This is a genomic window from Facklamia sp. P12945, assembly GCF_050409485.1.
GTDB lineage: Bacteria > Bacillota > Bacilli > Lactobacillales > Aerococcaceae > Facklamia.
This window is the reverse complement of the sequence record NZ_JBNUPJ010000001.1, coordinates 40,811-63,109: the sequence shown is the minus strand read 5'-3', so window position 1 is coordinate 63,109 and position 22,299 is coordinate 40,811. Positions and strand designations below refer to the sequence as shown.

The 22,299-nt window shown below is 39.0% G+C and carries 19 protein-coding genes, 1 pseudogene and 1 riboswitch; of the genes and pseudogenes, 2 read left to right on the top strand and 18 right to left on the bottom strand.

Features of this window, described 5'->3' with window-relative positions; translation table 11 throughout:
• Positions 1–5: 5 nt before the first annotated feature.
• From rsgA to gmk, 8 genes are all read right to left on the bottom strand, one after another.
• A complete protein-coding gene (rsgA, locus tag ACQV2X_RS00290) occupies positions 6–926 on the bottom strand; it encodes a ribosome small subunit-dependent GTPase A (RefSeq protein ID WP_428876399.1) in 921 nt (306 codons plus the stop codon).
• A 78-nt stretch (positions 927–1,004) separates the two neighbouring features.
• Complete coding sequence (gene pknB / locus ACQV2X_RS00285; RefSeq protein ID WP_428873757.1) at positions 1,005–2,984, bottom strand: Stk1 family PASTA domain-containing Ser/Thr kinase; 1,980 nt, start codon at positions 2,982–2,984, stop codon at positions 1,005–1,007.
• Positions 2,968–3,744, bottom strand: coding sequence for a Stp1/IreP family PP2C-type Ser/Thr phosphatase (locus ACQV2X_RS00280; protein WP_428873758.1), 777 nt, complete (start codon positions 3,742–3,744; stop codon positions 2,968–2,970). The genes pknB and ACQV2X_RS00280 overlap by 17 nt, the downstream gene beginning before the upstream one ends.
• An 8-nt stretch (positions 3,745–3,752) precedes the next feature.
• Positions 3,753–5,114, bottom strand: a complete 1,362-nt coding sequence (rsmB, locus tag ACQV2X_RS00275) for a 16S rRNA (cytosine(967)-C(5))-methyltransferase RsmB (RefSeq protein WP_428884823.1) — start codon at positions 5,112–5,114, stop codon at positions 3,753–3,755.
• A 6-nt stretch (positions 5,115–5,120) separates the two neighbouring features.
• Positions 5,121–6,101, bottom strand: coding sequence for a methionyl-tRNA formyltransferase (gene fmt / locus ACQV2X_RS00270; RefSeq protein ID WP_428873760.1), 981 nt, complete (start codon positions 6,099–6,101; stop codon positions 5,121–5,123).
• A 14-nt stretch (positions 6,102–6,115) separates the two neighbouring features.
• Positions 6,116–8,530, bottom strand: a complete 2,415-nt coding sequence (gene priA / locus ACQV2X_RS00265) for a primosomal protein N' (protein ID WP_428873761.1) — start codon at positions 8,528–8,530, stop codon at positions 6,116–6,118.
• Positions 8,531–8,605: 75 nt separating this feature from the next.
• Positions 8,606–8,800 carry a DNA-directed RNA polymerase subunit omega gene (gene rpoZ / locus ACQV2X_RS00260; protein WP_428873762.1) on the bottom strand — a complete coding sequence of 65 codons (195 nt, stop codon included), beginning with the start codon at positions 8,798–8,800 and terminating at the stop codon, positions 8,606–8,608.
• Complete coding sequence (gmk, locus tag ACQV2X_RS00255) at positions 8,797–9,438, bottom strand: guanylate kinase (RefSeq protein ID WP_428873763.1); 642 nt, start codon at positions 9,436–9,438, stop codon at positions 8,797–8,799. The genes rpoZ and gmk overlap by 4 nt, the downstream gene beginning before the upstream one ends.
• 190 nt (positions 9,439–9,628) lie before the next feature.
• On the opposite strand from gmk, the gene ACQV2X_RS00250 reads away from it, so the two are divergent.
• Positions 9,629–9,979, top strand: coding sequence for a hypothetical protein (locus ACQV2X_RS00250; RefSeq protein ID WP_428874824.1), 351 nt, complete (start codon positions 9,629–9,631; stop codon positions 9,977–9,979).
• Between the two features lie 95 nt (positions 9,980–10,074).
• Here ACQV2X_RS00250 and ACQV2X_RS00245 read toward each other — a convergent pair whose 3' ends face one another.
• The 10 genes and pseudogenes from ACQV2X_RS00245 to uvrB all read right to left on the bottom strand — a co-directional run bounded on the left by ACQV2X_RS00245 (position 10,075) and on the right by uvrB (position 21,706).
• Entirely contained in the window at positions 10,075–10,674 is a 600-nt protein-coding gene (locus ACQV2X_RS00245) for an energy-coupled thiamine transporter ThiT (protein ID WP_428874825.1), read from the bottom strand.
• A gap of 2 nt (positions 10,675–10,676) precedes the next feature.
• Complete coding sequence (locus tag ACQV2X_RS00240) at positions 10,677–12,365, bottom strand: ribonuclease J (protein WP_428873766.1); 1,689 nt, start codon at positions 12,363–12,365, stop codon at positions 10,677–10,679.
• Between the two features lie 228 nt (positions 12,366–12,593).
• Complete coding sequence (pnp, locus tag ACQV2X_RS00235; RefSeq protein ID WP_428874121.1) at positions 12,594–14,699, bottom strand: polyribonucleotide nucleotidyltransferase; 2,106 nt, start codon at positions 14,697–14,699, stop codon at positions 12,594–12,596.
• A gap of 161 nt (positions 14,700–14,860) precedes the next feature.
• Complete coding sequence (gene rpsO, locus ACQV2X_RS00230) at positions 14,861–15,130, bottom strand: 30S ribosomal protein S15 (RefSeq protein WP_428894144.1); 270 nt, start codon at positions 15,128–15,130, stop codon at positions 14,861–14,863.
• A 131-nt stretch (positions 15,131–15,261) separates the two neighbouring features.
• On the bottom strand, positions 15,262–15,795 hold the full coding sequence (locus tag ACQV2X_RS00225; RefSeq protein WP_428874123.1) for an NUDIX hydrolase: 534 nt from the start codon (positions 15,793–15,795) through the stop codon (positions 15,262–15,264).
• Positions 15,782–17,056, bottom strand: coding sequence for a bifunctional folylpolyglutamate synthase/dihydrofolate synthase (locus tag ACQV2X_RS00220; protein WP_428894143.1), 1,275 nt, complete (start codon positions 17,054–17,056; stop codon positions 15,782–15,784). The genes ACQV2X_RS00225 and ACQV2X_RS00220 overlap by 14 nt, the downstream gene beginning before the upstream one ends.
• Positions 17,053–18,124: pseudogene (folE, locus tag ACQV2X_RS00215) on the bottom strand (GTP cyclohydrolase I FolE). Before folE ends, ACQV2X_RS00220 begins: the two are co-directional and overlap by 4 nt.
• Positions 18,125–18,127: 3 nt before the next feature.
• Complete coding sequence (folB, locus tag ACQV2X_RS00210; protein ID WP_428894142.1) at positions 18,128–18,478, bottom strand: dihydroneopterin aldolase; 351 nt, start codon at positions 18,476–18,478, stop codon at positions 18,128–18,130.
• 8 nt (positions 18,479–18,486) lie between these two features.
• Positions 18,487–19,479: a dihydropteroate synthase gene (folP, locus tag ACQV2X_RS00205; protein WP_428891840.1), complete on the bottom strand. Its 993-nt coding sequence runs from the start codon at positions 19,477–19,479 to the stop codon at positions 18,487–18,489.
• A gap of 75 nt (positions 19,480–19,554) precedes the next feature.
• A riboswitch (THF riboswitch) is annotated at positions 19,555–19,647 on the bottom strand.
• A gap of 61 nt (positions 19,648–19,708) precedes the next feature.
• Positions 19,709–21,706 carry an excinuclease ABC subunit UvrB gene (gene uvrB, locus ACQV2X_RS00200; protein WP_428874127.1) on the bottom strand — a complete coding sequence of 666 codons (1,998 nt, stop codon included), beginning with the start codon at positions 21,704–21,706 and terminating at the stop codon, positions 19,709–19,711.
• A gap of 186 nt (positions 21,707–21,892) precedes the next feature.
• Between uvrB and rpsT the strand changes: the two genes are divergently transcribed.
• Positions 21,893–22,153, top strand: a complete 261-nt coding sequence (gene rpsT, locus ACQV2X_RS00195; protein ID WP_428874128.1) for a 30S ribosomal protein S20 — start codon at positions 21,893–21,895, stop codon at positions 22,151–22,153.
• Positions 22,154–22,299: the final 146 nt, after the last annotated feature.

Genomic DNA, 22,299 nt, shown 5'->3' with positions numbered 1-22,299 from the left:
CTCCTTTAATAATAAATTTTTTTGTTTTCAATTTTTTCTAAAATCTGCAAATAATTTTGATAACGGCTGTTACTTATTATGCCACTTGCCACCAACTCTTTCACATGGCAATTAGGTTCGTTCTTATGGATACAAGATCTAAACCGACACTTTGCACCTGCTTGGTGAATTTCTGGGAAACAAGCGGCCAGTTCTTCTTTTTCTAAATGGTCGAAATCAATAGCTGAAAAACCGGGTGTATCGGCTAAGAGTCCTTGACCAAAACGATAAAGAGTAACTTCTCGAGTGGTATGCTTACCGCGGTTTAAATGGCTGGATATCTGGTTGGTCTTAATTTCAGCTTGAGGTAGCAGTTTGTTTAAAAGGGTCGATTTTCCCACTCCCGATTGACCGGTCATTACATATATTCCTTGTTGGAAAATGGTTTGAATAGCTTGCATCTTTTCATTGGATTGGTCAAAGAGAAAAACATCATAACCAATTACTTCATAGATTGCTCTGATTTCTGCTACTAAGTCATTGGCTGCATCCCGTCCCTGATGCTCGATTAAAAGGTCATATTTACTCAAGATAATAATGGGTTGGATGCGATGAGACTCCATCGAAACAAGGAAATAATCTAATAAATTATAGGAAAACTCAGGTTCAACTAAGGACATGACAATGAGAGCATAGTCGACATTAGCAACAGCCGGTCGAATCAAAAAGTTATCTCGTTCGAAGATCTCTTCTAATCTGCCCACTTGACTTTCATCTTGTTGATCCATGACAAATCGTACGCGATCTCCCACTAAGGGATTGGTCTTCAAGTGACGAAAGTTACCTCTTGCTTTTGTTACAAAAGATTCTCCTTGCGACCATACATAATAGAAGCCACTAACTGCTTGATAGATGATCCCTTCATGTGAGGTAATAAGCTGTTTCAAATAATTTCCTCCTTTGGTCAGTATTTATTCAGAAAAAAAGTTAAGAGTCAGTAATGCTGCTCTTAACTCTTCAAATTCTTAATTAGGATAAACGGCTGAGGACTGTGCGACAATTTCGCCGTCTCTTAAGACACGGTACTGTCCGGATCCTCCTTCGGGAATATAGAGGACGATTTGAATTTCACGCGATTCGGTGATTTCAATTTCACGCGCAACTTGAGTGATATTATTACGGTCATCTCCTATAAAAACTTGGATTTTATTCGGTAATGGCTTGCTTTGTTCGTAGTCATTTTCAGCATACTTAGGGACATAATCAAGGTATACCGTTTCTGTGGCAGTCGACACTTCTGCTTTTTCTTCACCTTGAGAAACCGTCACCTTAATGGTGTCTCCTTGAGCAATGGGTGAGCCTGAAAGTGGGTCTTGATCAATGACAATCCCTTCAGGTAGATAATCATGATATTGATAAGCTTCTTCTACATAGAGACCATAAGTGTCTGCAAACTTATAGACCATATCAATTGATAAATTAGTAAAATCTTGCATGGTCGTTTGCTCAGAATAGGATCCGATTACTAAAATAATTGAACTTTCACCAGGAACGACTTCCGTACCCGGTGCAATACTCTGTTCTAAAATTTTACCTGCTTCTGACTGACTAGCTGCTAAATACCTTAAGTCAACTATAAAACCTGCATCAATTAGTTTACGACGGACCGGCTCATAGTTTTGATTGAGGTAATCACCGATTTTGACTCTCGGCTTGCCGTCAGAGAAGGTTAAATTAACTTTAGAGCCACGATTTATGCGGTCCCCTGATTGGGGATCACTTTCAATAATTTGGCCGCGCGGAATAAGATCATCCCAAACAACAGTACTTTCGCCTAGCATTAAATCATTCTCTTCTAGTAATTCAATGGCTTGTTTTTGGTCTAGGCCAGCCAATTCAGGAACGATTACACTGGCAACGAATAAGCGATAGGCGAAAAAGACAGCTAAAGATAGTAAGGACAATATCGTAGCAAAGAAGAGAATTTTAAAAATCTTGGACCCTAAATGGCTAGTCTTTTTATCTGGTAAATCAAAAGTTGGAAACTCCTCTTCATTTAAAGGCTCAGGCCCTTCGATTGTTTCCGTCAACACACGATCAGCGGCTGGAATGGGCTGAATGGATTTAAATTGTTCTGATTCATCCAACTGACTGCTAGGAATAAAGGGTTTTTCATCAATACGTCCGACACTAAGAGAAGAAGATAAGTCGTTAAACATCTCTTGAGCCGTACGATAACGATCCTTCGCTTGCTTAGCCGTCGCTTTTAAGACGACATTCTCTAAGCTTTGAGGAACATATTCTAAGCGCTCTCGAATAGTTGGAAAGGGTTCTTGAAAATGTTTAAGTGCAATCGAAACTGCGGATTCACCATCATGTGGGACAGAACCCGTGATTAGCTCATATAAAACTACACCCATGGCATAAATATCTGATTTAGTGGTTGCACTATTGCCCTTGGCTTGCTCGGGCGATAGGTAATGAACTGAGCCTAGCAAGGTGTTGGTTTGAGTAATCGAAGTATCTGATAAAGCCACAGCAATACCAAAGTCCGTAATCTTAACCACATTATTTGCAGTAATTAAAATGTTTTGTGGTTTTATATCGCGGTGAATAATACGATTTTTGTGGGCCACATCGATAGCCGCTACAATTTGTCCCATAATGGAAACAACTAGTTCTAGCGGGACAGGTGCATTCTTTTTGATAAAAGTTTTAAGGTCTTGACCTTTTACATATTCCATCACAATATATTGCTGTTTTTCATGTTCATCGACATCATAAACTTCTACAATATTGGGATGTAGCAGTTGACTGGCTGAAATGGCTTCTCTTTGGAAACGACGAATCGCATCTTGATTATCCTGGAAGTCATAGCGTAACACCTTCACAGCTACGTCTCGATCCAAAATTAAATCATGAGCTAAAAAGACATTTGCCATGCCGCCTTGACCAATGACAGAAGTTAGGACATAACGATCGGATAGTTTATCCCCTATTTCCATGAATAATGTCACCTCCTTCGTCCTCCAAATTAAAATCGCTGGCTAGAATAATAGTAATATTATCGAGACCCCCAGCATTATTAGCCGCTGCGACTAGTTCATCACCTAAGCGGTCTAAATCTGTTTGATTATTAATTATTTGTTCAATTTCTTCATTTTTAAGCATGCCGTTTAAACCATCCGAGCAAAGCAAGAGAAGTTCCACTTTATCAAGAGAAATCTCTGAAAAAGCTGGTTCTAAAACCATTGGTGTTCCAATGGATTGGGTGACCACATTACGACGTGGGTGATCAATACTCTCTTCTACTGTTATTTCACCTGTACGAATTAACTCATTGACTAAAGAATGGTCTTCGGTTAATTGCTTTAATTGGCCCGCTCCGTATGCATAAGCCCGCGAATCACCGACATGACAAATAAGAATGGTCTGCTCGACAATTGTTGCAAGTACAATTGTCGTTCCCATTCCTTCATAATCTGGATTAAGGTCTGCTTGATTCAAAATGAAAGTATTCACTTGATTGGTCATTTGGGTCATCCAAGCATGCGCTTGGGTGATGGTCATAGGGTAATCAATTGTTTCGAATGCCCGACCAACAAACTCTGTCGTTTGTTGACTAGCAATATCTCCTGCCAAGTTGCCTCCCACGCCATCACATAGAATAAAAAGGATTTGTTGGTTTTGAGAATAAAAATAATCCGCATAATCTTGGTTAGAACTTCTCTTTCTCCCTATGTTTGAATGTATAGTGATTTTCATAACTCACCTCAATCTATTTTTTTAAGAAAACGACTGATAAAAAAGCCATCTGTTCCATGCTGTTGGGGCCAAATGCGAAGAAAGCCTTGGGAAGTTATTACATTATCTGTTAAAACTTCTTCAGCTAGGATGGACTCCACTTGCCACTCACTATTTTCCTTTAAGATTTCTTCAATTAATTGTTCATTTTCCTCATAAGTCAGGGTGCAAGTAGAATAGACTAAGCGACCACCTGGCTTGAGCAAAGAAAGCATATGATTAAATAATTGCTTTTGTAATTTAACCAGTTCTTGAATAGCGACAGGCGACTTCTGATATTTGATTTCAGGTTTACGACGCATCAAACCGATACCCGAACAGGGTGCATCTAAGTATATCACATCAAAAGCAGTTTGAGAAAGTGGTTGGAAGTCCAAGGCATCGGTTACTATTGAATCTATCTTATGACTTAAGCCTAACCGCTCGGCATGATCTTTTAAGATACTTAACTTATGCTTAGAAATATCTAAAGCTGTTAAGTGTCCATCAGTTAGAAGTGAAGCAATATGGCTAGCTTTTCCTCCTGGAGCTGCACATGCATCCAAAACATTTTCAGAACCTGTCAATTTACCTAAAGGGGCAACCAGCATGGATGATTCATCCTGAATGGTAAACAAACCTTCCTGATAAGCTTGACTATTAAAGACATCCCCTGCTGTGATTCGAAAACCAAAAGGAGAAACTTGACTGCTAGTAACCGCCAACCCTTGCTCTTTTAATTGGTCCATGATATGTGATCGTTTGGCTGTTGGACCATTGATTCTAGCACTCAAATTAGGAACTTGATTCAAACTAGAAAGAAATGCTTTGAGCTGATGTTCTGGTAAGTGCTGGTCAAAGTATTTGACCAACCAAAGCGGAACGGAATGCTCAATCGATAGTCTCTCCAAGGGTTCTGTGATTACCGTCAATGACTGAAGCTCTTGGCGGAAAAAGTTACGTAAAATAGCATTAACTAATTTTCCAATGCCTTGGTGTCCGTTTACTTTGGCTATCTCGACTGCTTCATTTACAATAGCGTGCTGAGGCACGCGGTCTAAATAAACAGCTTGATAGATAGATAATCGCAATAGGCTGCGTACCCAATCTTCTATTTTACCTTTTACTAAATCCTGTAAATAGAAATCCAAGGTCAAGCGACGTTGGACACTACCGTAAACCACCTTAACCACTAAATTTTTATCTTGACTGCTTCGATTACTTGAAGCCAGATAATTATCTATCACGATATTAGAATATTGGTCTTGGTTATCAATTTGATCTAACAATCTCAGCATGTCCCAGCGGAGATTGTTTTTCAATTTTGTTTGGCTTCTTTGTTTAATTTTCATTATTTATTAGTCCTTTTCACTGTCGAATATCTTACCAATTAAACTTTCTGCCGGTGTCCCTTTTAAGTATTCTTTAACCATCATCCTTTTTTTTCCAGCGGGTTGGTATTCACTAACTGCTAAGTAGGAATCTTGACCACATCGAACATAGAAGTGTTCTTCATCAGCAGCAACAATTTGGCCCGGAATTTCTTCTGTTAATATTCTTTCAATGTTATCATCCAGTTCTTTTAAGGGTTGAGCTTGCCAGATTTTTACTCTTTGACCATCTAGTAGGGTATAGGTTGTTGGAAAAGGTCTAAAGGCGCGTATATGACGGTCAATGACACGCGCACTTTGCAACCAATTTAACTGCTCTTCATGCTTTTTGATGGTTGGAGAATATAGTACTTGGCTATATTCTTGTGGAGTCGCTTCATACTCCCCATTAAAAAATTTCGGCAAGAAATTCAATAATAATTCTTTACCAACGACAGCCAGTTTTTCAAACAGTATGCCCACATCATCCTTCTCAGAAATCGGTAAAACTGTTTGAATGAGAATATCCCCAGCATCCATTTCTTCAGTCATTTTCATAATTGTTACACCCGTCTCTTCTTCACCCCGCCAAATTGCATAATGAATTGGAGCCCCTCCACGATATTTAGGTAAGAGTGAAGCATGAACATTAATAGACCCTTGACTGGGTGCTTCTAATAAAGCAAGTGGTATTTTCTGTCCGTAAGCAGCCGTTATGATTAAATCGGCTTCTGTATTCAATAGAGTCTGATAGTCCTTTGAATCGGCTAACTTTTCCGGTTGAAAGACTGGAATATTAGCTTCTAAAGCTGTTTTTTTAACTGGAGGTAGTGTTAGAATACGTTTTCGACCAACTGGACGATCTGGTTGAGTCACTACTGCAATCACTTCATACTCTACTTGTTGAATTAATCCTTTCAGAATGGTTGCCGCAAAAGGAGGGGTTCCCATAAAAATTATTTTTTTCATTCAATAACCTCTTTCTAAATAAAATACTGGGGTTCATGGTCTATTTGAACAAAGACTCCCTTGGCCTGGCTTTCTTGACTAGCAAGAAGAATAGTTTGTAGCTGATCTTTAACTAAGTCTACTTCTTTATATTTTAAGAGCAAATGGAATTGATAATAATCATTGATTCTTTCAATTCCTCCTGTTGAGGGACCTAATATCATTAATTGGGTATTCACTTTGTCCATCAATTGATCCTTGAGTTGATAGATCATTTTTTGAGCCTTGCCTCGGTTTTTAGAAGACACCTTAATTAATGTTGTATAAAAATAAGGAGGATAATGGCTCATATGGCGTCTTCGCATTTCGTAATAAAAAAAATTGTCATAATCATGTTTTTTGGCTAGCTGAATCACATAATGGTTAGGATTATAGGTTTGAATGACCACTTCGCCTTTTAGCTTGCCTCGCCCTGTTCTTCCGGCTACTTGAGTCAGCAACTGAAAGGTTTTTTCAGCAGCTCTAAAGTCTGGTAAGTTCAAACCAGTGTCTGCATTAATGACACCAACCAGGGTTACCTGTTCATAGTCGAGACCTTTAGCAATCATCTGTGTTCCTAAAAGGATTGAACCTGCTTGACTGGCAAATGCTTTTAATAATTTTTTGTGAGCACCCTTGCGTCGAGTGGTGTCATTATCCATACGGATAATGGGTGTTTGAGGAAAGCGTTGCTTTAAACTTTCGGCTACTTTTTGAGTGCCAATGCCTTGTTTTCTCAAATGCTTAGAACCACACTGAGGACAATTGGTTGGCAGTCCTACTTGGTAATCACAATAATGACATTTAAGCTTTTCTCCAGTCTTATGGTAAGTTAAAGAGATGTCACAATGTGGGCATTGAATGACATGACCACATTCACGGCATAAGACATAAGAGGCATAGCCTCTGCGATTTAAAAGCAAAACAACCTGTTCTTTAGACGCTAATTTTTCGGCAATTTTATCTTCTAAAAGTTGAGAAAGTTCCAGTGTTTCTTGATCCAATAAATGCTGAGTCATATCCACTATGGTTACGGGTGGTAAGGGTTGTTGATTAACACGTTGGTCCATTCTTAATAATTGATACTTACCAACTTCAGCCCGAGCACGTGATTCTAAAGAAGGTGTGGCTGAACCTAAAACTAAGGGACACTGATGGTATTTTGATCGCCATTTAGCAACTTCTCTTGCATGATAACGTGGATTGTCTCCTTGTTTATAGGTCGTTTCATGTTCTTCATCAATAATAATGATGCCGATATTTTTTAACGGAGCAAAAATAGAAGAACGCGCTCCGACGACCACTTTCGCTTCTTGCCGAATGATTCTGCGCCATTCATCATATTTTTCGGTCAATGATAAAGCTGAATGCAAAACGGCAACGCCTTTGCCAAAGCGACCAATCACCTGGTCTACCATTTGTGGTGTTAAGGCAATCTCTGGCACTAATAGAATCGCTGATTTACCAGCTTTAAGGGCTTCAGCTATTAATTGTAAATAGACTTCGGTTTTACCTGATCCGGTGACTCCTTGCAATAAAAAGGTTTGGGCTTCTTCAGCTGTCATGTGATTTTTTATAGTCTCAAATGCTGTTTGTTGCTGTGCTAATAAGGCTTTGGCTGAGGAAGGAGGTGCTTGATCTACTTGATAAGCTGGCCGATAAACTTCCCTTTCTTCCAGCGTCAACCACCCCTTTTTAATCATGGTATTAAGGGTGGCCTTAGAAACTTGAGCCAGCTTTGCTAATTGATCGAACTCTATGGCTTGAGTCCATTGATGGTCGATGAGGACTGATAAAACTTGACCTTGTTTATGACTGCGTTTATCTAAATGATCGAGTAAGTCTTGGTATTCTGCCTGTGAACGATTAGGCAAGATATACTTAAGGGTCTTATGCGTTTTTTTATCAATTAACTGATAAGATAATTGAATAATTTCTTCATCTAATAATGAACGAATTTGACTAGCTGTCAACCTTTCTTCCAACCATTGGCGCGTGACACCAAGCTGATTTAACTTTGCAGGTGAACAATCGAGCACTTCAGCTAATTTTTCAGACTGTTTAACTGTAACAACCGTTTGATACTTGACTCGTAAAATACTTGGCAACATGGCTTGTAGGACTGAAATCCTAAAAGCATAAAGTTGGTCGGCAAGCACTTGAGAAAGTTCAACTAGTTCCTGACTCAAAAAAGATTCGTAATCAATCAAGCGTCTAATCGCCTTTAATTCCCCTTGATAGTCACTATTATCTTTTAAATGAACAACAAAAGCCATTAGGTTACGATATCCAAAAGGAACTTCCACTCGCATACCAACCTTTATTAAAGCTTGCATTTCAGCACTTACTTTGTAATCAAAGCTATGATTGACTTGTGCAGTAGGTATATCAATGATAACTTCAGCGATCATTCGCTCACCTCCTATTAAAAAGCTACTATGAAATCATTAAAAATGATCTGCATAGTAGCCTTCTTATTCGCCCTCTTATTTTTTAATGGATAATACGCCTGCAACAACTTCTTCTAAAGCCTTGCCTACAGGTTTATCTGATTGATAATCTTGTAATTGCATAATTTTATAATCTTCCATTTCTTTAGCACGTTTACTTGCCAAAGTTATTAAAGAATACTTAGATGGTTCTTTTTTCAATAATTCGTCAATTGATGGATATAGCATCATGATTGCTTAGCCTCCTCTTCAAAATATGCATTAATATCTGCCTGGATCGAATGCATGACTCTTTCAACCCTTAGATGTTCACTTTTAATTATAGCATTAATTTCATCGACCGCCTCAGAAATTTCATCATTAACTACCACGTAATCATAGTGACGCATTAATTCAATTTCCTCTTTAGCTTTATTCATACGGCGAGCGATTACTTCTTGGGAATCCGTTCCACGATCGGTTAGACGGGACTCCAACTCATTCAGACTTGGAGGCGCTAAGAAAATGAAAATTCCCTCAGGAATCTTCTCTCTCACCTTACGGGCACCTTGAACTTCAATTTCAAGAAATACATCGCGTCCTTGCGCTAAATTTTCTTCAATAGATGCTAGCGGCGTCCCGTAGTAATTTCCAACATATTCCGCGTACTCTAACAAGGCTTCTTGGGAAATTAAGTCCTCAAATGATTCTCTACTCATAAAGAAGTAGTCTACCCCTTCTAATTCACCTGGTCGACGCTCTCGAGTAGTTGCTGAAACAGAATAAACATAGTCACAATTTGAATCTTCAAAAATCGCGCTGCGAACTGTTCCTTTTCCGACACCCGAAGGGCCTGATAAAACGATTAATAATCCCCTTTGTTTTAACATGACTTCCCTCCATTACTTCATGTTCTATATAGTACCACAATTCACTCTCTACATAAAGATAAGCTGAAAAATAAATAAAATACAGCCATTATGAAATGCGAAAATTTGTTCGTAAAAAGGTTGACAAAAAGAACCTTTGTTCGTATAATATAATTACAAACAAACGTTCGATATTAAAGGAGAGGTTTTTATGGAATTACCCATCAAAAGACAAACTAACTGGCTTGGCCGTGTAAGCCAATCCCTTTTTCAACCTTTCTTTCAACCCACTCCACTTATCAAAGAATCTATTGAAATGATGCCCCTTGCACAAGTTGAAAGAATCCTTCATCAAGCTTATATCAAGCAAGTTCCTTTAAACATACTCATTGAATATTATTTACCCGATCAAACAATGGATATGACCGAAATGGAAGCATATGTACTGGCTCCAATTGGTTCACAAAACAGCGTTAGCCTGCAAGTAGGAGCCAATCACTTCCTTTTAAATTTGAATCAAATTATTAATGTGACTGCCATCACAGAAACTTTAATTGCTTAAGTCCATTAATCGATTAAAGATTTGATTAAAACAGCATCCTCCCCGCTGTTTTTTAAAAGCCCTCATCATTAAGATGGGGGCTTTAATTAATTTTGTTAATCATTTAATAAACTAGAAGTTTCTTTGCGTGAAAGATATTTACTGCGTTTGGGAATAATTGTTTGTGGCATAAATCGCGCAAGCAGCACTAGGACACTTGCTGATAGCAGCCAGGATAATAAAAGACCTAGCCAATGGTTAAGATTATTGAACTCAAATAAGACTTCTTCACCCAAGGCAAATGGCACAATCAATTGGCGAATAGCAATAAATAATATTAAAGCTAAAAGACTGCCTGTGAAGATATTCAAATAAGTAGAAGAGTAACGTTTATTGTTCAAGGTCTTTTGTGTATATTTCGCAAATAAACCGGTTACTCCTACTGCTAAGATGGGAGCAATCCATTGAACGATTAAGACTAACCCATCATCTAATCCCCCGTTAAGCACTCCTTGGATAATTCCTACCAAAAGTCCGCTAATAATAGCTGATGGGGCGCCATGGCGCAATGCCAACCACATTAAAGGAATTAAGGCAATAATTAGCTCAAGCCCAAAAAAATTAATGGCTACTTCATCAGACACAAAAAACAAGATTAGGGATAGGACAAGAGCAATCACCATGTCCCAAAATTGTCTAATACTGCGTTTATTCATAATTATTTATCACCTTTTTTTACTTGATAATTTGAAGCTTCCATAATAATCGGTAGGATAACCGGACGACGTTTAGTCTCCTTATATAGATACTTACCAATTTTTTCACGCAGATCGCCCTTAAGATTATTCCAATCAAAATCATCTGAAACAATGTGTTTTTCTAAAACATCTAGCGTAATATCTGAACAAGCTTCAATTAAATCAATGGAAGTTTTCATAAAGACGAAACCACGCGAGGTAATTTGTGGGCCAACTAGAATTTTCTTCAAACGACGTGAAATAGTCGCGACTACAACGAAAATTCCGTCTTCACTTAAAATACGACGGTCTCTTAAAACCACATTCCCAATATCGCCTACGCCACTTCCATCGACTAAGACATCCCCTGCTGTCACCTGACCTGCTTGGATAACTTTTCCGTTTTCAAAGCTTAATACATCTCCAATAGATGGGATAATAATTTGATCTTCAGACATTCCCACTTGCAAGGCTAGATCACCGTGGGCTCTTAACATACGGTATTCCCCACTGACTGGAAGTAAAAAGTCCGGTTGAATAAAGTTTAACATTAATTTTAAATCATTGGGTGTAGCATGACCCGATGTCTTAAAGTGGTCTGTCACACTCATAACCCGAGCACCGGCTCTATAAATCATATCTTTGGTACGAGTCACACTCTTTTCCATTGAAACAGATGGAGTGGTTGCAATATAAACCGTATCATCTTCCTTTATGGTGACTGTTTTATGCTTACCTTGAGCCATGGCTTGGATAGTTTGAATCGGTTCGCCCACATCGCCAGTAGCCAGAATAACAATTTGATCCTCTTGATATTTATCGATATTTTTAAAATTACCAAAGACATCACGACTTGGAATAGAAATTTTATCTAACTTTAAAGCGACATCGACAATTTCGTAAAGGTCTTTGGTTGGGAAGAAAATGGTTCGTCTTGAATGGTGAGCTGCTTCTAAGACTTGCTGAATACGCATAATGTTCGAGCCAATCGTCCCTACTATCACTCTTCCTCGCGCATTGCGGAAAACTTCTGTTATTTCTTCTGTAATAACACGATCATTCACATTTTCCACTGGTGATTCTGCCTCAGCAGAGTCACTCAATAAGGCAAGAACCTTTTTCTTACCTAAGTCTGTCAACCGACCAAAATCAGTGCGGTAAGCTTGAGAAGCTGAAGGGTCAAAGCGGAAATCGCCTGTGAAGACAATCGCCCCATCTTTAGTATCTATCACGATTCCGACTGAATCTGGAATGGTGTGAGTGGTAGGGAAGAATGAAACATTGACATCACCAAATTCAATTTCAGTTTCTGAATCAATCACATGGAAATTTTCAAGGCGGTCATCGTGTCCTTGTCTACGAGCAGAAATAGAAGCCAATTCAATCGTTAACTGGGTTCCAAAAACCGGGGCATCAATCTTATCTAATAAATAAGGTAAGGCACCTACTGCATCGGCATGCCCATGTGACAAGAAAATCCCCACTACACGCTCAGCATTTTCTTCTAAATAGGTGAAGTCTGGAATCACCATATCAATTCCTAATAAATCATCTTGTGGATACAATAGCCCACAATCTAGCACAAATATAGCTTGATCGACTTCGACCAAATACATATTCTTGCCTTCTTCGCGAACACCACCTAAGGGAATAACTTTAATCTCACTCATAATACACCTCTATTATTATTTTTTCATATTTTATTAAACGCTTAGCAGCTTGATCTCCGTTAAGGGGTCAAATTCTGGCTTATCTCAGTTATTATAACATAGACCACCTTAAATTAAAATTTGAGCCTCTTTCCACCTCAACGACTACTGATTAAAGACTAATGAATTAGAATAAGCCCCCTTCATTTATAGGAGGGGGCTAAGACTTATTAAATTTATCGTTAATAATTATTCTGGCTTTTGCATTAACACTTTACGTGATAAATCAATCCGACCTTTTTCATCGATACTGGTTACTTTGACTGTTACAGTATCCCCAATATCAAAGACATCTTCGACCTTTTCAATGCGACGATGATCAATTTGAGAGATGTGAAGCAAACCTGATTTACCAGGTAGGACTTCCACAAAGCAACCATACTTCTCAATTCTAATAACTTTACCTTCGTATATTTTATTGACTTCCACATCTTCAACTAAGCTAAGCACAATTTCTTTTGCCTTTTTAATCATAGCTAAATCTGAAGAAGCAATGCTAACTTGTCCTTCTTGAGAAATATCCATCTTAACGCCAGTTTGGTCAATAATGGAGTTAATGGTGTCACCACCCTTACCAATAACCACCTTAATTTTTTCAGGATCAATTTGCACCATTTCAATCTTCGGTGCATAAGGACTTAATTCTGGTCGTGGTTGAGCTAATTCACGAGTGATATTATCTAGGATTTCGAGACGGGCTTTTTTAGCTTGGGCTAAAGCTTCTTCTAAAATGGCCTTAGTAATTCCTTTTATCTTAATATCCATTTGTAAGGCCGTAATGCCTTCGGCAGTCCCCGCCACTTTAAAGTCCATATCGCCTAAGTGGTCTTCTAAGCCTTGGATATCGGTTAGGACAGTGTAGTTATCGCCGTCCATCACTAAGCCCATAGCAATTCCTGCCACCGGTGCTTTAATCGGAACACCGGCATCCATTAATGCCAGCGTACCGGCACAAATGGATGCTTGTGAAGAAGAACCGTTGGATTCTAATACTTCAGCCACTAAACGAATAACGTATGGGAATTCTTCTTCTGAAGGAATCACTTGGGTTAAAGCTTTCTCACCTAGCGCACCGTGACCAATTTCACGACGACCTGGTGAACCCACTCGTCCGGTTTCTCCTACTGAGAAGTTAGGGAAGTTATAATGATGCATGAAGCGTTTGCCTTCTTCTAATCCAAGACCATCAATAATTTGATGTTCAGATAAAGGAGCCAAGGTAGCTACTGATAAAGCTTGCGTTTGTCCACGGGTGAAGAGTCCTGAACCATGGGTACGTGGTAAAATGCCAGCCAAAGATTCCAAAGGACGAATTTCATCTATTTGACGACCATCTGGACGAATACGGTCATGGGTAATCAACCGACGAACGACTTCTTTTTCTAAGTCCTGCATAGCCGAAGAAACATCTTTCAGTTTCTCTTCTAAATCTTCTGCTTCGGCATACTTTTCACTAAAGAAAACTTCAGCTTCTTCACTCAATTGATTAACCGCTTCATCGCGGGCTTGTTTTTCCTGTGTTTTAACAGCTGTAACCATTTTTTCATTGTATAAGCTCTTGACTTGCTCAGTGATTTCTTGATCGATTTGAACTAATTCAAATTCAAATTTTTCTTTTCCAACTGCTTGGACAATCTCTTTTTGAAAGGCCACTAATTCTTGAATATTAGCGTGTCCAAACAATAAGGCTTCCAGCATATCCTCTTCTGATGCTTCCTTAGCAGAAGATTCTACCATGTTGATCGCGGTCGCAGTCCCTGCTACGGTTAAATCAATCTCAGAAACTTCTTTTTGGTCGGGTGTAGGGTTGATAACAAATTCACCATCGACACGTCCCACATCCACTCCGGCAATCGGTCCATCAAATGGTATATCTGAAATAGCCAATGCTAGCGAAGAACCAAACATAGCTGCCATCTCTGGTGAGCAATCTTGTTGAACTGAAAGGACTGTATTAGTAATTTGAATTTCATTCCGCACGCCTTCAGGAAACATTGGGCGGATTGGACGGTCAATTAAGCGGGCAGTCAGGGTCGCGTTATCAGAAGGTCTACCCTCACGTTTTAAGAAACCACCTGGCACCTTACCAACCGCATACATTTTTTCAATGTAGTGAACCGTTAAGGGGAAGAAATTCATCGGTGAAGGGGATTTGGAAGCGACAGCAGCAGTCAAAACGACTGTATCGCCATAACGTACTAAAACTGCTCCATTGGCTTGTTTTGCCATTTGTCCTACTTCAACAATTAAGGGACGGCCTCCCCAATTTGTTTCAAATACTTGTTTAGTTGTCATAACATAACTCCTTTTAAATTTTTAATCATTCGGAGTAGCACTAAACAAAAATCAACCGTTTAAAGTTTAAACGACTCATTTTTGTATAGTGTGAAACTCCGAACAAATCTACTAGTAATATAACAAAAAGGATGGCTAATTGCCATCCTTTAGTCGCAGGATTAACGACGTAATCCTAATCTTTTAATTAAATCACGGTAACGAGTAACGTCCTTGTTACGTAGGTAAGCAAGAAGGTTACGACGGTGACCAATTTTCTTCATTAATCCACGATAAGAGTGAAAATCTTTCTTATGTGTTTTAATATGGTCGTTTAAATTGTTGATGTCTTCTGTTAAGACAGCAACTTGAACCTCAACAGAACCGGTATCACCTTCGTGACGTGCGTATTCTTTCATGATTTCAGTTTTACGTTCTTGTGCTAATGCCATATTATTCACCTCTTTCTATTTTATTTCCACTAGCTAAGTAAAGCGTTGGTGATGCGCTAAACCGAGCGAGGGCATTGTTCTGAATTTTCATACAGAACAATGATTAATTATAGTTTAAAGCAGTCTCATAATCAAGGGGTTTTCTTAATTAATTGGAAATAGGGCTGAAATTCGTCTGGAGCTTGATCTTCTGCTAATAAGTGAACAGCCAATTCTGATTGAGCGCTTTGTTTAGTGGTCCCTTGGAAGTAGTACCTAAAATCTAGATGATAATGAGCCCCTTCGCCTTTTTGTGGGTTAGCGGGGATGGCAAATAGATTAAGGTCTACTAATTCGGACTGAGTAAGGGAGGTGAATTTTAAACCCGTTTCTTCGTATAGCTCACGCAAGGCTGTTGTTTGAGGGGTCTCCCCTATTTCCACGTGTCCTGCGGGTAATAAAGTTTTATGTAAATAAGGATGATGAATAAAAACTAAAGACTGATCTTGAAAAACCAAGGCTGAAGCTGATAAGTGCAATGGACTTTTGCGGTCCAAGAGATTGCTTGCAGGATATTGATCCATTATTTCTTGGAGCCTTAAAAACTTCTTCTGATTAAAGAAGGGTGAGACTTTAATCAATTCTTGCGCATTATTCAAAAGCTCTGCTGCATTAATTTGTTGCAAACAAATCCCTCACTTTTTTTATCAGATGGAAAGAGCCCACAACAATAATAGGATCGTCTTGGTCTTCCATCAGTTGTTTTAAGCCTGCACGACTATCCGGATAAGAAATCACTGAGCTTCCTTTTTGTTCAAAAAGTTTTGCTAGCTCTTTGGTATCCATCGCTCGATCTGGAAAATCGGGCTGGGTCACATAAAAATCAGCAGTTAATTTTAATAATTCATCTAGAATAGCCGGTACATCTTTGTCTTTGAGAAAACCACACAAAATGCTCAACTTTTGACCAGCATATAATGATTGGATGCTAGAGATTAATTCTTGAATGGCATCTAAATTATGAGCAGCATCTAGGATAATGTCGGGAGTGCTTTGCACTTTTTCAAAACGTCCTACCATTCTTAAGTCTTTAAAAGCTTTTGTCATGTCAGTCTCTATAGGAGAAGGTTGTTCACTTTCCAACCATACTTGATACCATTTAAAGACGGTCTTTAAATTTTCATTTTGGAAAGTCCCTAATAAGGGCAAGTAGAGTTCAAAACTTTTTTGATTTAGTTCCACTTGAAAATAATGTGGACGCTTGTAAACAATCTTTTGGTCAGAGCTATCATGGAAAGAACTTTTTTGCTCCGAGCTTATTTGTTTAAGACGCTCAACCACTCCGTTCTTTTGGTTCGGCGCCACAATGACTTGTTGATTTGAACGGATAATACCAGCTTTAGTCTCTACGATAGCTTGCAAAGAATCCCCCAGTAAATTTAAATGATCCATACCAATTTTAGTAAAGATGGCATATTCAGAGTGGCTAATTGCATTGGTCGCATCAAGGCCCCCACCTACACCACATTCTAAAACTAGATAATCACAGGCTAAATGGGCATAATAAAGGATCCCAATCAAAAAGGTGGTCTCAAATTGTGACAAATCTTTTTGTGGGTCTAAGCCTAACACAATCGCCGCTCGGTGAACTTCCGCCATGATACAGCTGAAATCTGACTGACTAATCATTTGGTCATTGACTTTAATACTTTCACATTCTGAATATAAATGAGGACTGGTAAATAGTCCTGTGCGATATCCATGAGCAAGTAATAAATGAGAAATCATATTAGCAGTTGACCCCTTACCATTAGTTCCCGCAATATGGATGATTTTAACGGTTTGGTCCGGTTGGCCCAATTGTTTCAACATGGCTTTTAAAACACTTAGACGGTCTCCTTCACCATAAAGAATAGTTGGTAAATCATCGGTCAAACTGTTAATCATAAGGCGTTCACCTTAGGTAAAGACTGCAGAAATTCATTCCGCAACTGAACATCTTCATTAAAGGCGCCTAAATAATAATTGGTACGGGTAATGGAGTTGACTTTTTGGACCCCGCGCATTTCCACACACATATGACGGGCATCAACCACCACAGCTACTCCCTTAGCATGGGTAATCTCCATCAAAACCTCAGCGACTTCACGCGTAATATTTTCTTGCACATTTAACTTTCTTGCAGCATAGTTTACCAATCTTGGTATTTTTGACAGGCCAATAATTTGTCCATCTTGTGGAAGATAGCCTACATGAACATTCCCAAAGAAGGGTAACATATGATGTTCACACATAGAATAAAAAGGGATATTATTGACTGCCACCATTTGTTGATTAGGACTGGCATCGGTTGGGAACATTTTTCCTTCCGTAAATTCTTCTAAGCGAGTAGAAGCTGTAATTTCCTTTAGCGACTTGGCAACACGTTTAGGTGTTTCAATGAGCCCCTCACGATCTGGGTCTTCTCCGATTTCGATTAAAAGCTCACGAACTAATTCTTCTATACGATTCAAATTAATTTCTTTCATTTTCTACCACTCTTTCTATTCTTTGGTCTTGTGTCTTTTCTAAATGTTCAATGGCTTGATTAATTTGACAATAAGCATAAAAATTGGTGTCAATAATTTCTTTTAAAGGAATTAACACAAACAAACGGTTCATTATTTCGGGATGCGGTAAAGTTAGCTGAGGGTCTTCACTTTCTAGATGGCCAAAATATAAGATATCCATATCTAAAGTTCTAGGTCCCCAAACGATCAATCGCTTTCTTAGTAACTTGGCTTCTATTTCATGAAGGTAGTCCAATAAGTCATAAGGATCTAAGTCTGTTTCAATGGCGAGAGCTTGATTAATGAAGTCATCTTGCACGACTCCTCCTACTGGAGAAGTCTGATAATAGGCCGAGGCTTTTAAGACTTCAATTTGTGGATGAGTCGCTAACAGCTCTTGCCCCTTTCGCAGATTAGCCATCCGATCTCCTAAGTTAGATCCGACACTCAGATAAACAGTTGCCATCCTCTATCCCTCCAATTCAATTTCGGCAGAATCTAAAATACCATCGATGGGTAATTGTAATTTGCGAACATTGACTTTGACCTGACTAATTAGTTGTGGATTGGATTGTTTTATTAAATCTAAAAGGTCAAAAGCAACTGTTTCAATCAAGTCGACCCGTGTTTTTTTTATATATTCAGCAACTAGATCATAAAAATGCGCATAAGAGGCTGTTTCATTTAAATCATCTCGCGTGAGACTGGCCTTCATGGTCACCGTCAGATCAACAGCGATATTTTGACCTAATTTCTTCTCTTCAGGAAAATAGCCAATATGCGAATAAAAACGCATGTTATTTAATTTTATCTTAAACATAACTCCTCCTATTTAAGTGGATAAGCAGCAAAATTTGTATCCTCTAAGCCATCAGATAAGCGCAAGTGGTTACCAATTAACGAAGCAATCCGGTGAGAGCTTCCCACATGAACCCTAAGCATTTCGATACCCATAAAAGCAGCGATAGCGGATAAGGCAGCAGAGCCTTCGTCTCTTTGTTTGAATCCTTCTTCGGTTTCAACATCTACATTAAAGCCAGCTTCTTGCAGGGTGTTTTGAATAAAGCGTTTACGAGAAACCCCTAAGAAGCAGGTAAAGCCTTTTTGGTGAATCCGATTGGCTTGATGGATTAATTGGTAGTTCTCACGTTTAGTTAAACCAAAGCCGATTCCTGGGTCAAGTGCGATGCGGTCTTTTTTGATACCCGCTTCAGCCGCATACTTTAAAGACTTATCAAAATACTTATCCATCAATTCAACAGCGTCCATTTTGGCAAAAGCGTCCAATTCTGCTTTGCTAAAGACGCCTTCTGCTCCAAACTGCGGAAAGACCTTGGCGGAAGGATGGTCTGGACGGACAATTACTGGATTAGCCATCACAATGACACCAGCTTGAGTTGGTGCAATCACTGAGGCCATGCGCGGGTCACCTAAAAGTCCAGTAATATCGTTGATAATATCGGCTCCGGCTGCAAGCGCTGCTTGAGCAACCTCAGCTTTCCAAGTATCAACTGAGATTATTACATCAGATTGCGCTCTTAGGGCCTTGATAACTGGGACGACACGTTGGATTTCTTCTTCTACGGCCACATAAGTCGACCCCGGACGGGTAGATTCTCCTCCGATATCAATCATTTGACAACCTTGCTTAATCAATTCCATCGCTCGCTTACAGGCCACTTCTAGACCAAACCATTTTCCTCCATCTGAAAAAGAATCTGGGGTCACATTGACGATTCCACAGAGAATGGTCGGGTCGCCATGCTTAATCTCACGATGGTTAAAGCGAAAGACTGGCTGTTTTTTTGGATTTACTTGCATGTTTTACTCTCCCCACTTAGATAGTTTGACTCAAAAAAAGAGCACTCTTCAAAAGAGTGCCCTCCACAAGATGAAAACAGCGGAGGCGATTATCTATCGCGTGAGAATCACTTCGTCTTCTAGCGACATCCCATCTAGAAGCACTTTACGTAAATAACCTACTCTGTTTTTGAATTCCCTTATATTGTAAGAGAATACATTAAAAATTACAATGTTAGATTTTTATTACTTATTTTATCTTGAAATGCGCTTTCAACTCCATCATTAAATCACGCGTCTCGGCTGCTTTTTCAAAATTCATTTCTTTAGCATAAGCTTTCATCAACATGGTTAAACGCTCCAGCTCTTCCTCTCTTTGCATCCGAGATAGTTGTTTGAAATCTAGTAAGACATTTTCTTGACGATCTTCTGCTTCCACATCGTGAGTGATACGAATTAAGTCGCGAATATCTTTTTTGATAGTCGTCGGTGTGATACCATGCTCTTTATTATAAGCTGTTTGAATTTGGCGTCGTCTTTCTGTCTCATCAATCGCTTTTTGCATAGAATTAGTGATGCGGTCTGCATACATAATTACGCGACCGTTTTGGTTTCGAGCGGCTCGACCAATTGTTTGTACCAAGGCACGTTCTGACCTTAAAAAGCCTTCCTTGTCCGCATCTAAAATCGTCACCAGTGATACCTCAGGGACATCTAGTCCCTCTCTTAATAAGTTAATCCCGATTAAGACGTCAAAAACACCTAATCTGAGATCACGGATGATTTCCGTTCGCTCCAAAGTCACAATATCTGAATGCAGATATTTGACCTTAATATCCAATTCCCTTAGATAATCGGTTAAGTCTTCAGACATTTTTTTGGTTAAAGTCGTTACAAAGACACGTTCATTTCTTTCCACTCTTAAACTAATTTCGGAAACTAAATCATCAATTTGTCCCTTAATCGGTCGAACCTCTATAACAGGATCCAAAAGACCTGTTGGACGAATAATTTGTTCGACATATTCATGGTTGGTATGTTCTAATTCATAAGGGCCTGGTGTGGCTGAGATATAAATAATCTGATTAATATGGTCTTCAAACTCATTGAGTTTAAGTGGACGATTATCCACAGCTGAAGGTAGACGAAAGCCGTATTCAACCAACTGCTCCTTACGCGCCCGGTCACCATTATACATCCCACGAATCTGCGGCATGGTAATGTGGGATTCGTCAGCAACGATTAGAAAATCATCAGGAAAGAAATCTAATAGCGTATAAGGTGGCTCTCCTGGTGCACGCCCATCCAGATGGCGCGAATAGTTTTCAATGCCTGAACAATAGCCCATTTCCAATAACATTTCAATATCATAGTTAGTTCTTTGCTCTAGTCGCTGAGCTTCTAATAGTTTATTCTCAGAGCGTAAGACTTCTAATCTTTCCTCTAATTCTTGACGAATACTTTCAACTGCTCTTTGCGTTTGTTTTTGATTAGCTACGAAGTGGGTAGCCGGATAAATGGGATAGTGTTCGACATCCTTTTTGATTTCACCTGTTAAAACATCTACTTCACGGATACGGTCGATTTCATCACCGAAAAACTCAATCCGAATGACTTCTTTATCTCTTGAAGCTAAAAAGATTTCTAGGACATCGCCACGGGCTCTAAAGGTTCCACGTTGAAAATCAATATCATTGCGAACAAATTGCATGTCGACTAAACGAGCCATCACTTGGTCACGGGCAATTTCTTGACCTTGACGTAAAGAAAGTACATGCTCACGATACATGTCCGGATCAACCAAACCATAAATACACGACACTGAGGCGACTACTATCACATCGTCTCTTTCTAATAAAGAAGAAGAAGCTGAATGACGCAACTTATCAATTTCGTCATTGACACTGGATTCCTTTTCGATATAGGTATCAGAAGATGGCACATAGGCTTCTGGCTGATAATAATCATAGTAGGAGACAAAATATTCGACCGCATTATCAGGGAAAAATTCTAATAATTCGGAATATAATTGACCGGCTAGTGTTTTATTATGAGCTAGGACCAATGTTGGTTTATTGACTTCTTCAATTACCTTAGCCACTGTATATGTTTTACCCGTACCAGTAGCCCCAAGTAAAATCTGCTCTTTTTTTCCTGCTCTTAAACCAGCCGCTAACTCTTTAATTGCCTGGGGTTGGTCACCAGCTGGTTCATAAGGTGATACCACCCTAAATTTATTACTCTTCAAAAACTCGCCTCCATTTATGCTTTTGCTCTTAATAAATTACACAACTTTTGCTTGTCTCACAAGTTCAATGCTTATTAAATAATCTGACTTATTTTTATTGCAAGTTGACATTGTCTTCTGTATAATATTTCTTGTTGACTAAGTTTTCAGACTTAGACTAGATTTATTGAAAAGAGGTGACCATTCATGGCCAATACAGCATCAGCAAAAAAACGTACACGTCAAACTGAAAAAGTTTCTAGCCGTAAACGCACTCAAGTTTCTGCTTTAAGAACTGCAATGAAAAAAGTTCGCGTAGCAGTTGAAACGGGCGAAGGTGATGTTCAAGCATTATACCAAGCCGCAGTTAAAGCTATTGACTCTGCCGCAACTAAAGGCTTAATTCATCACAACAAAGCAGCACGTGATAAATCTCGTTTAGCTAAATTAATTGCATCTGCTAAATAATAATTGAGCTTCCATTGGGAGCTTTTTTGTTTTACTGATTAATCAGACCAAGCATCCTCGTTAATCCTTGCTTGATTAGGGGCCTAACAACAAGCCGATAAATCTTGTTACAGACCCTAATCGAAAGGTTTTAAGAAGGATGCTTT

Bases quoted from the DNA above. Each gene is read 5' to 3' on its own strand.
- folP (WP_428891840.1), bottom strand. From the start codon at position 19,479: ATGCAAGTAAATCCAAAAAAACAGCCAGTCTTTCGCTTTAACCATCGT.
- ACQV2X_RS00220 (WP_428894143.1), bottom strand. From the start codon at position 17,056: ATGATTAACAGTTTGACCGATGATTTACCAACTATTCTTTATGGTGAA.
- pknB (WP_428873757.1), bottom strand. From the start codon at position 2,984: ATGGAAATAGGGGATAAACTATCCGATCGTTATGTCCTAACTTCTGTC.
- rpoZ (WP_428873762.1), bottom strand. From the start codon at position 8,800: ATGATGCTATATCCATCAATTGACGAATTATTGAAAAAAGAACCATCT.
- folB (WP_428894142.1), bottom strand. From the start codon at position 18,478: ATGTTTAAGATAAAATTAAATAACATGCGTTTTTATTCGCATATTGGC.
- rpsO (WP_428894144.1), bottom strand. From the start codon at position 15,130: ATGGCATTAGCACAAGAACGTAAAACTGAAATCATGAAAGAATACGCA.
- ACQV2X_RS00240 (WP_428873766.1), bottom strand. From the start codon at position 12,365: ATGAGTGAGATTAAAGTTATTCCCTTAGGTGGTGTTCGCGAAGAAGGC.
- pnp (WP_428874121.1), bottom strand. From the start codon at position 14,699: ATGACAACTAAACAAGTATTTGAAACAAATTGGGGAGGCCGTCCCTTA.
- ACQV2X_RS00280 (WP_428873758.1), bottom strand. From the start codon at position 3,744: ATGAAAATCACTATACATTCAAACATAGGGAGAAAGAGAAGTTCTAAC.
- ACQV2X_RS00245 (WP_428874825.1), bottom strand. From the start codon at position 10,674: ATGAATAAACGCAGTATTAGACAATTTTGGGACATGGTGATTGCTCTT.
- priA (WP_428873761.1), bottom strand. From the start codon at position 8,530: ATGATCGCTGAAGTTATCATTGATATACCTACTGCACAAGTCAATCAT.
- rsmB (WP_428884823.1), bottom strand. From the start codon at position 5,114: ATGAAAATTAAACAAAGAAGCCAAACAAAATTGAAAAACAATCTCCGC.
- rpsT (WP_428874128.1), top strand. From the start codon at position 21,893: ATGGCCAATACAGCATCAGCAAAAAAACGTACACGTCAAACTGAAAAA.
- ACQV2X_RS00250 (WP_428874824.1), top strand. From the start codon at position 9,629: ATGGAATTACCCATCAAAAGACAAACTAACTGGCTTGGCCGTGTAAGC.
- fmt (WP_428873760.1), bottom strand. From the start codon at position 6,101: ATGAAAAAAATAATTTTTATGGGAACCCCTCCTTTTGCGGCAACCATT.
- gmk (WP_428873763.1), bottom strand. From the start codon at position 9,438: ATGTTAAAACAAAGGGGATTATTAATCGTTTTATCAGGCCCTTCGGGT.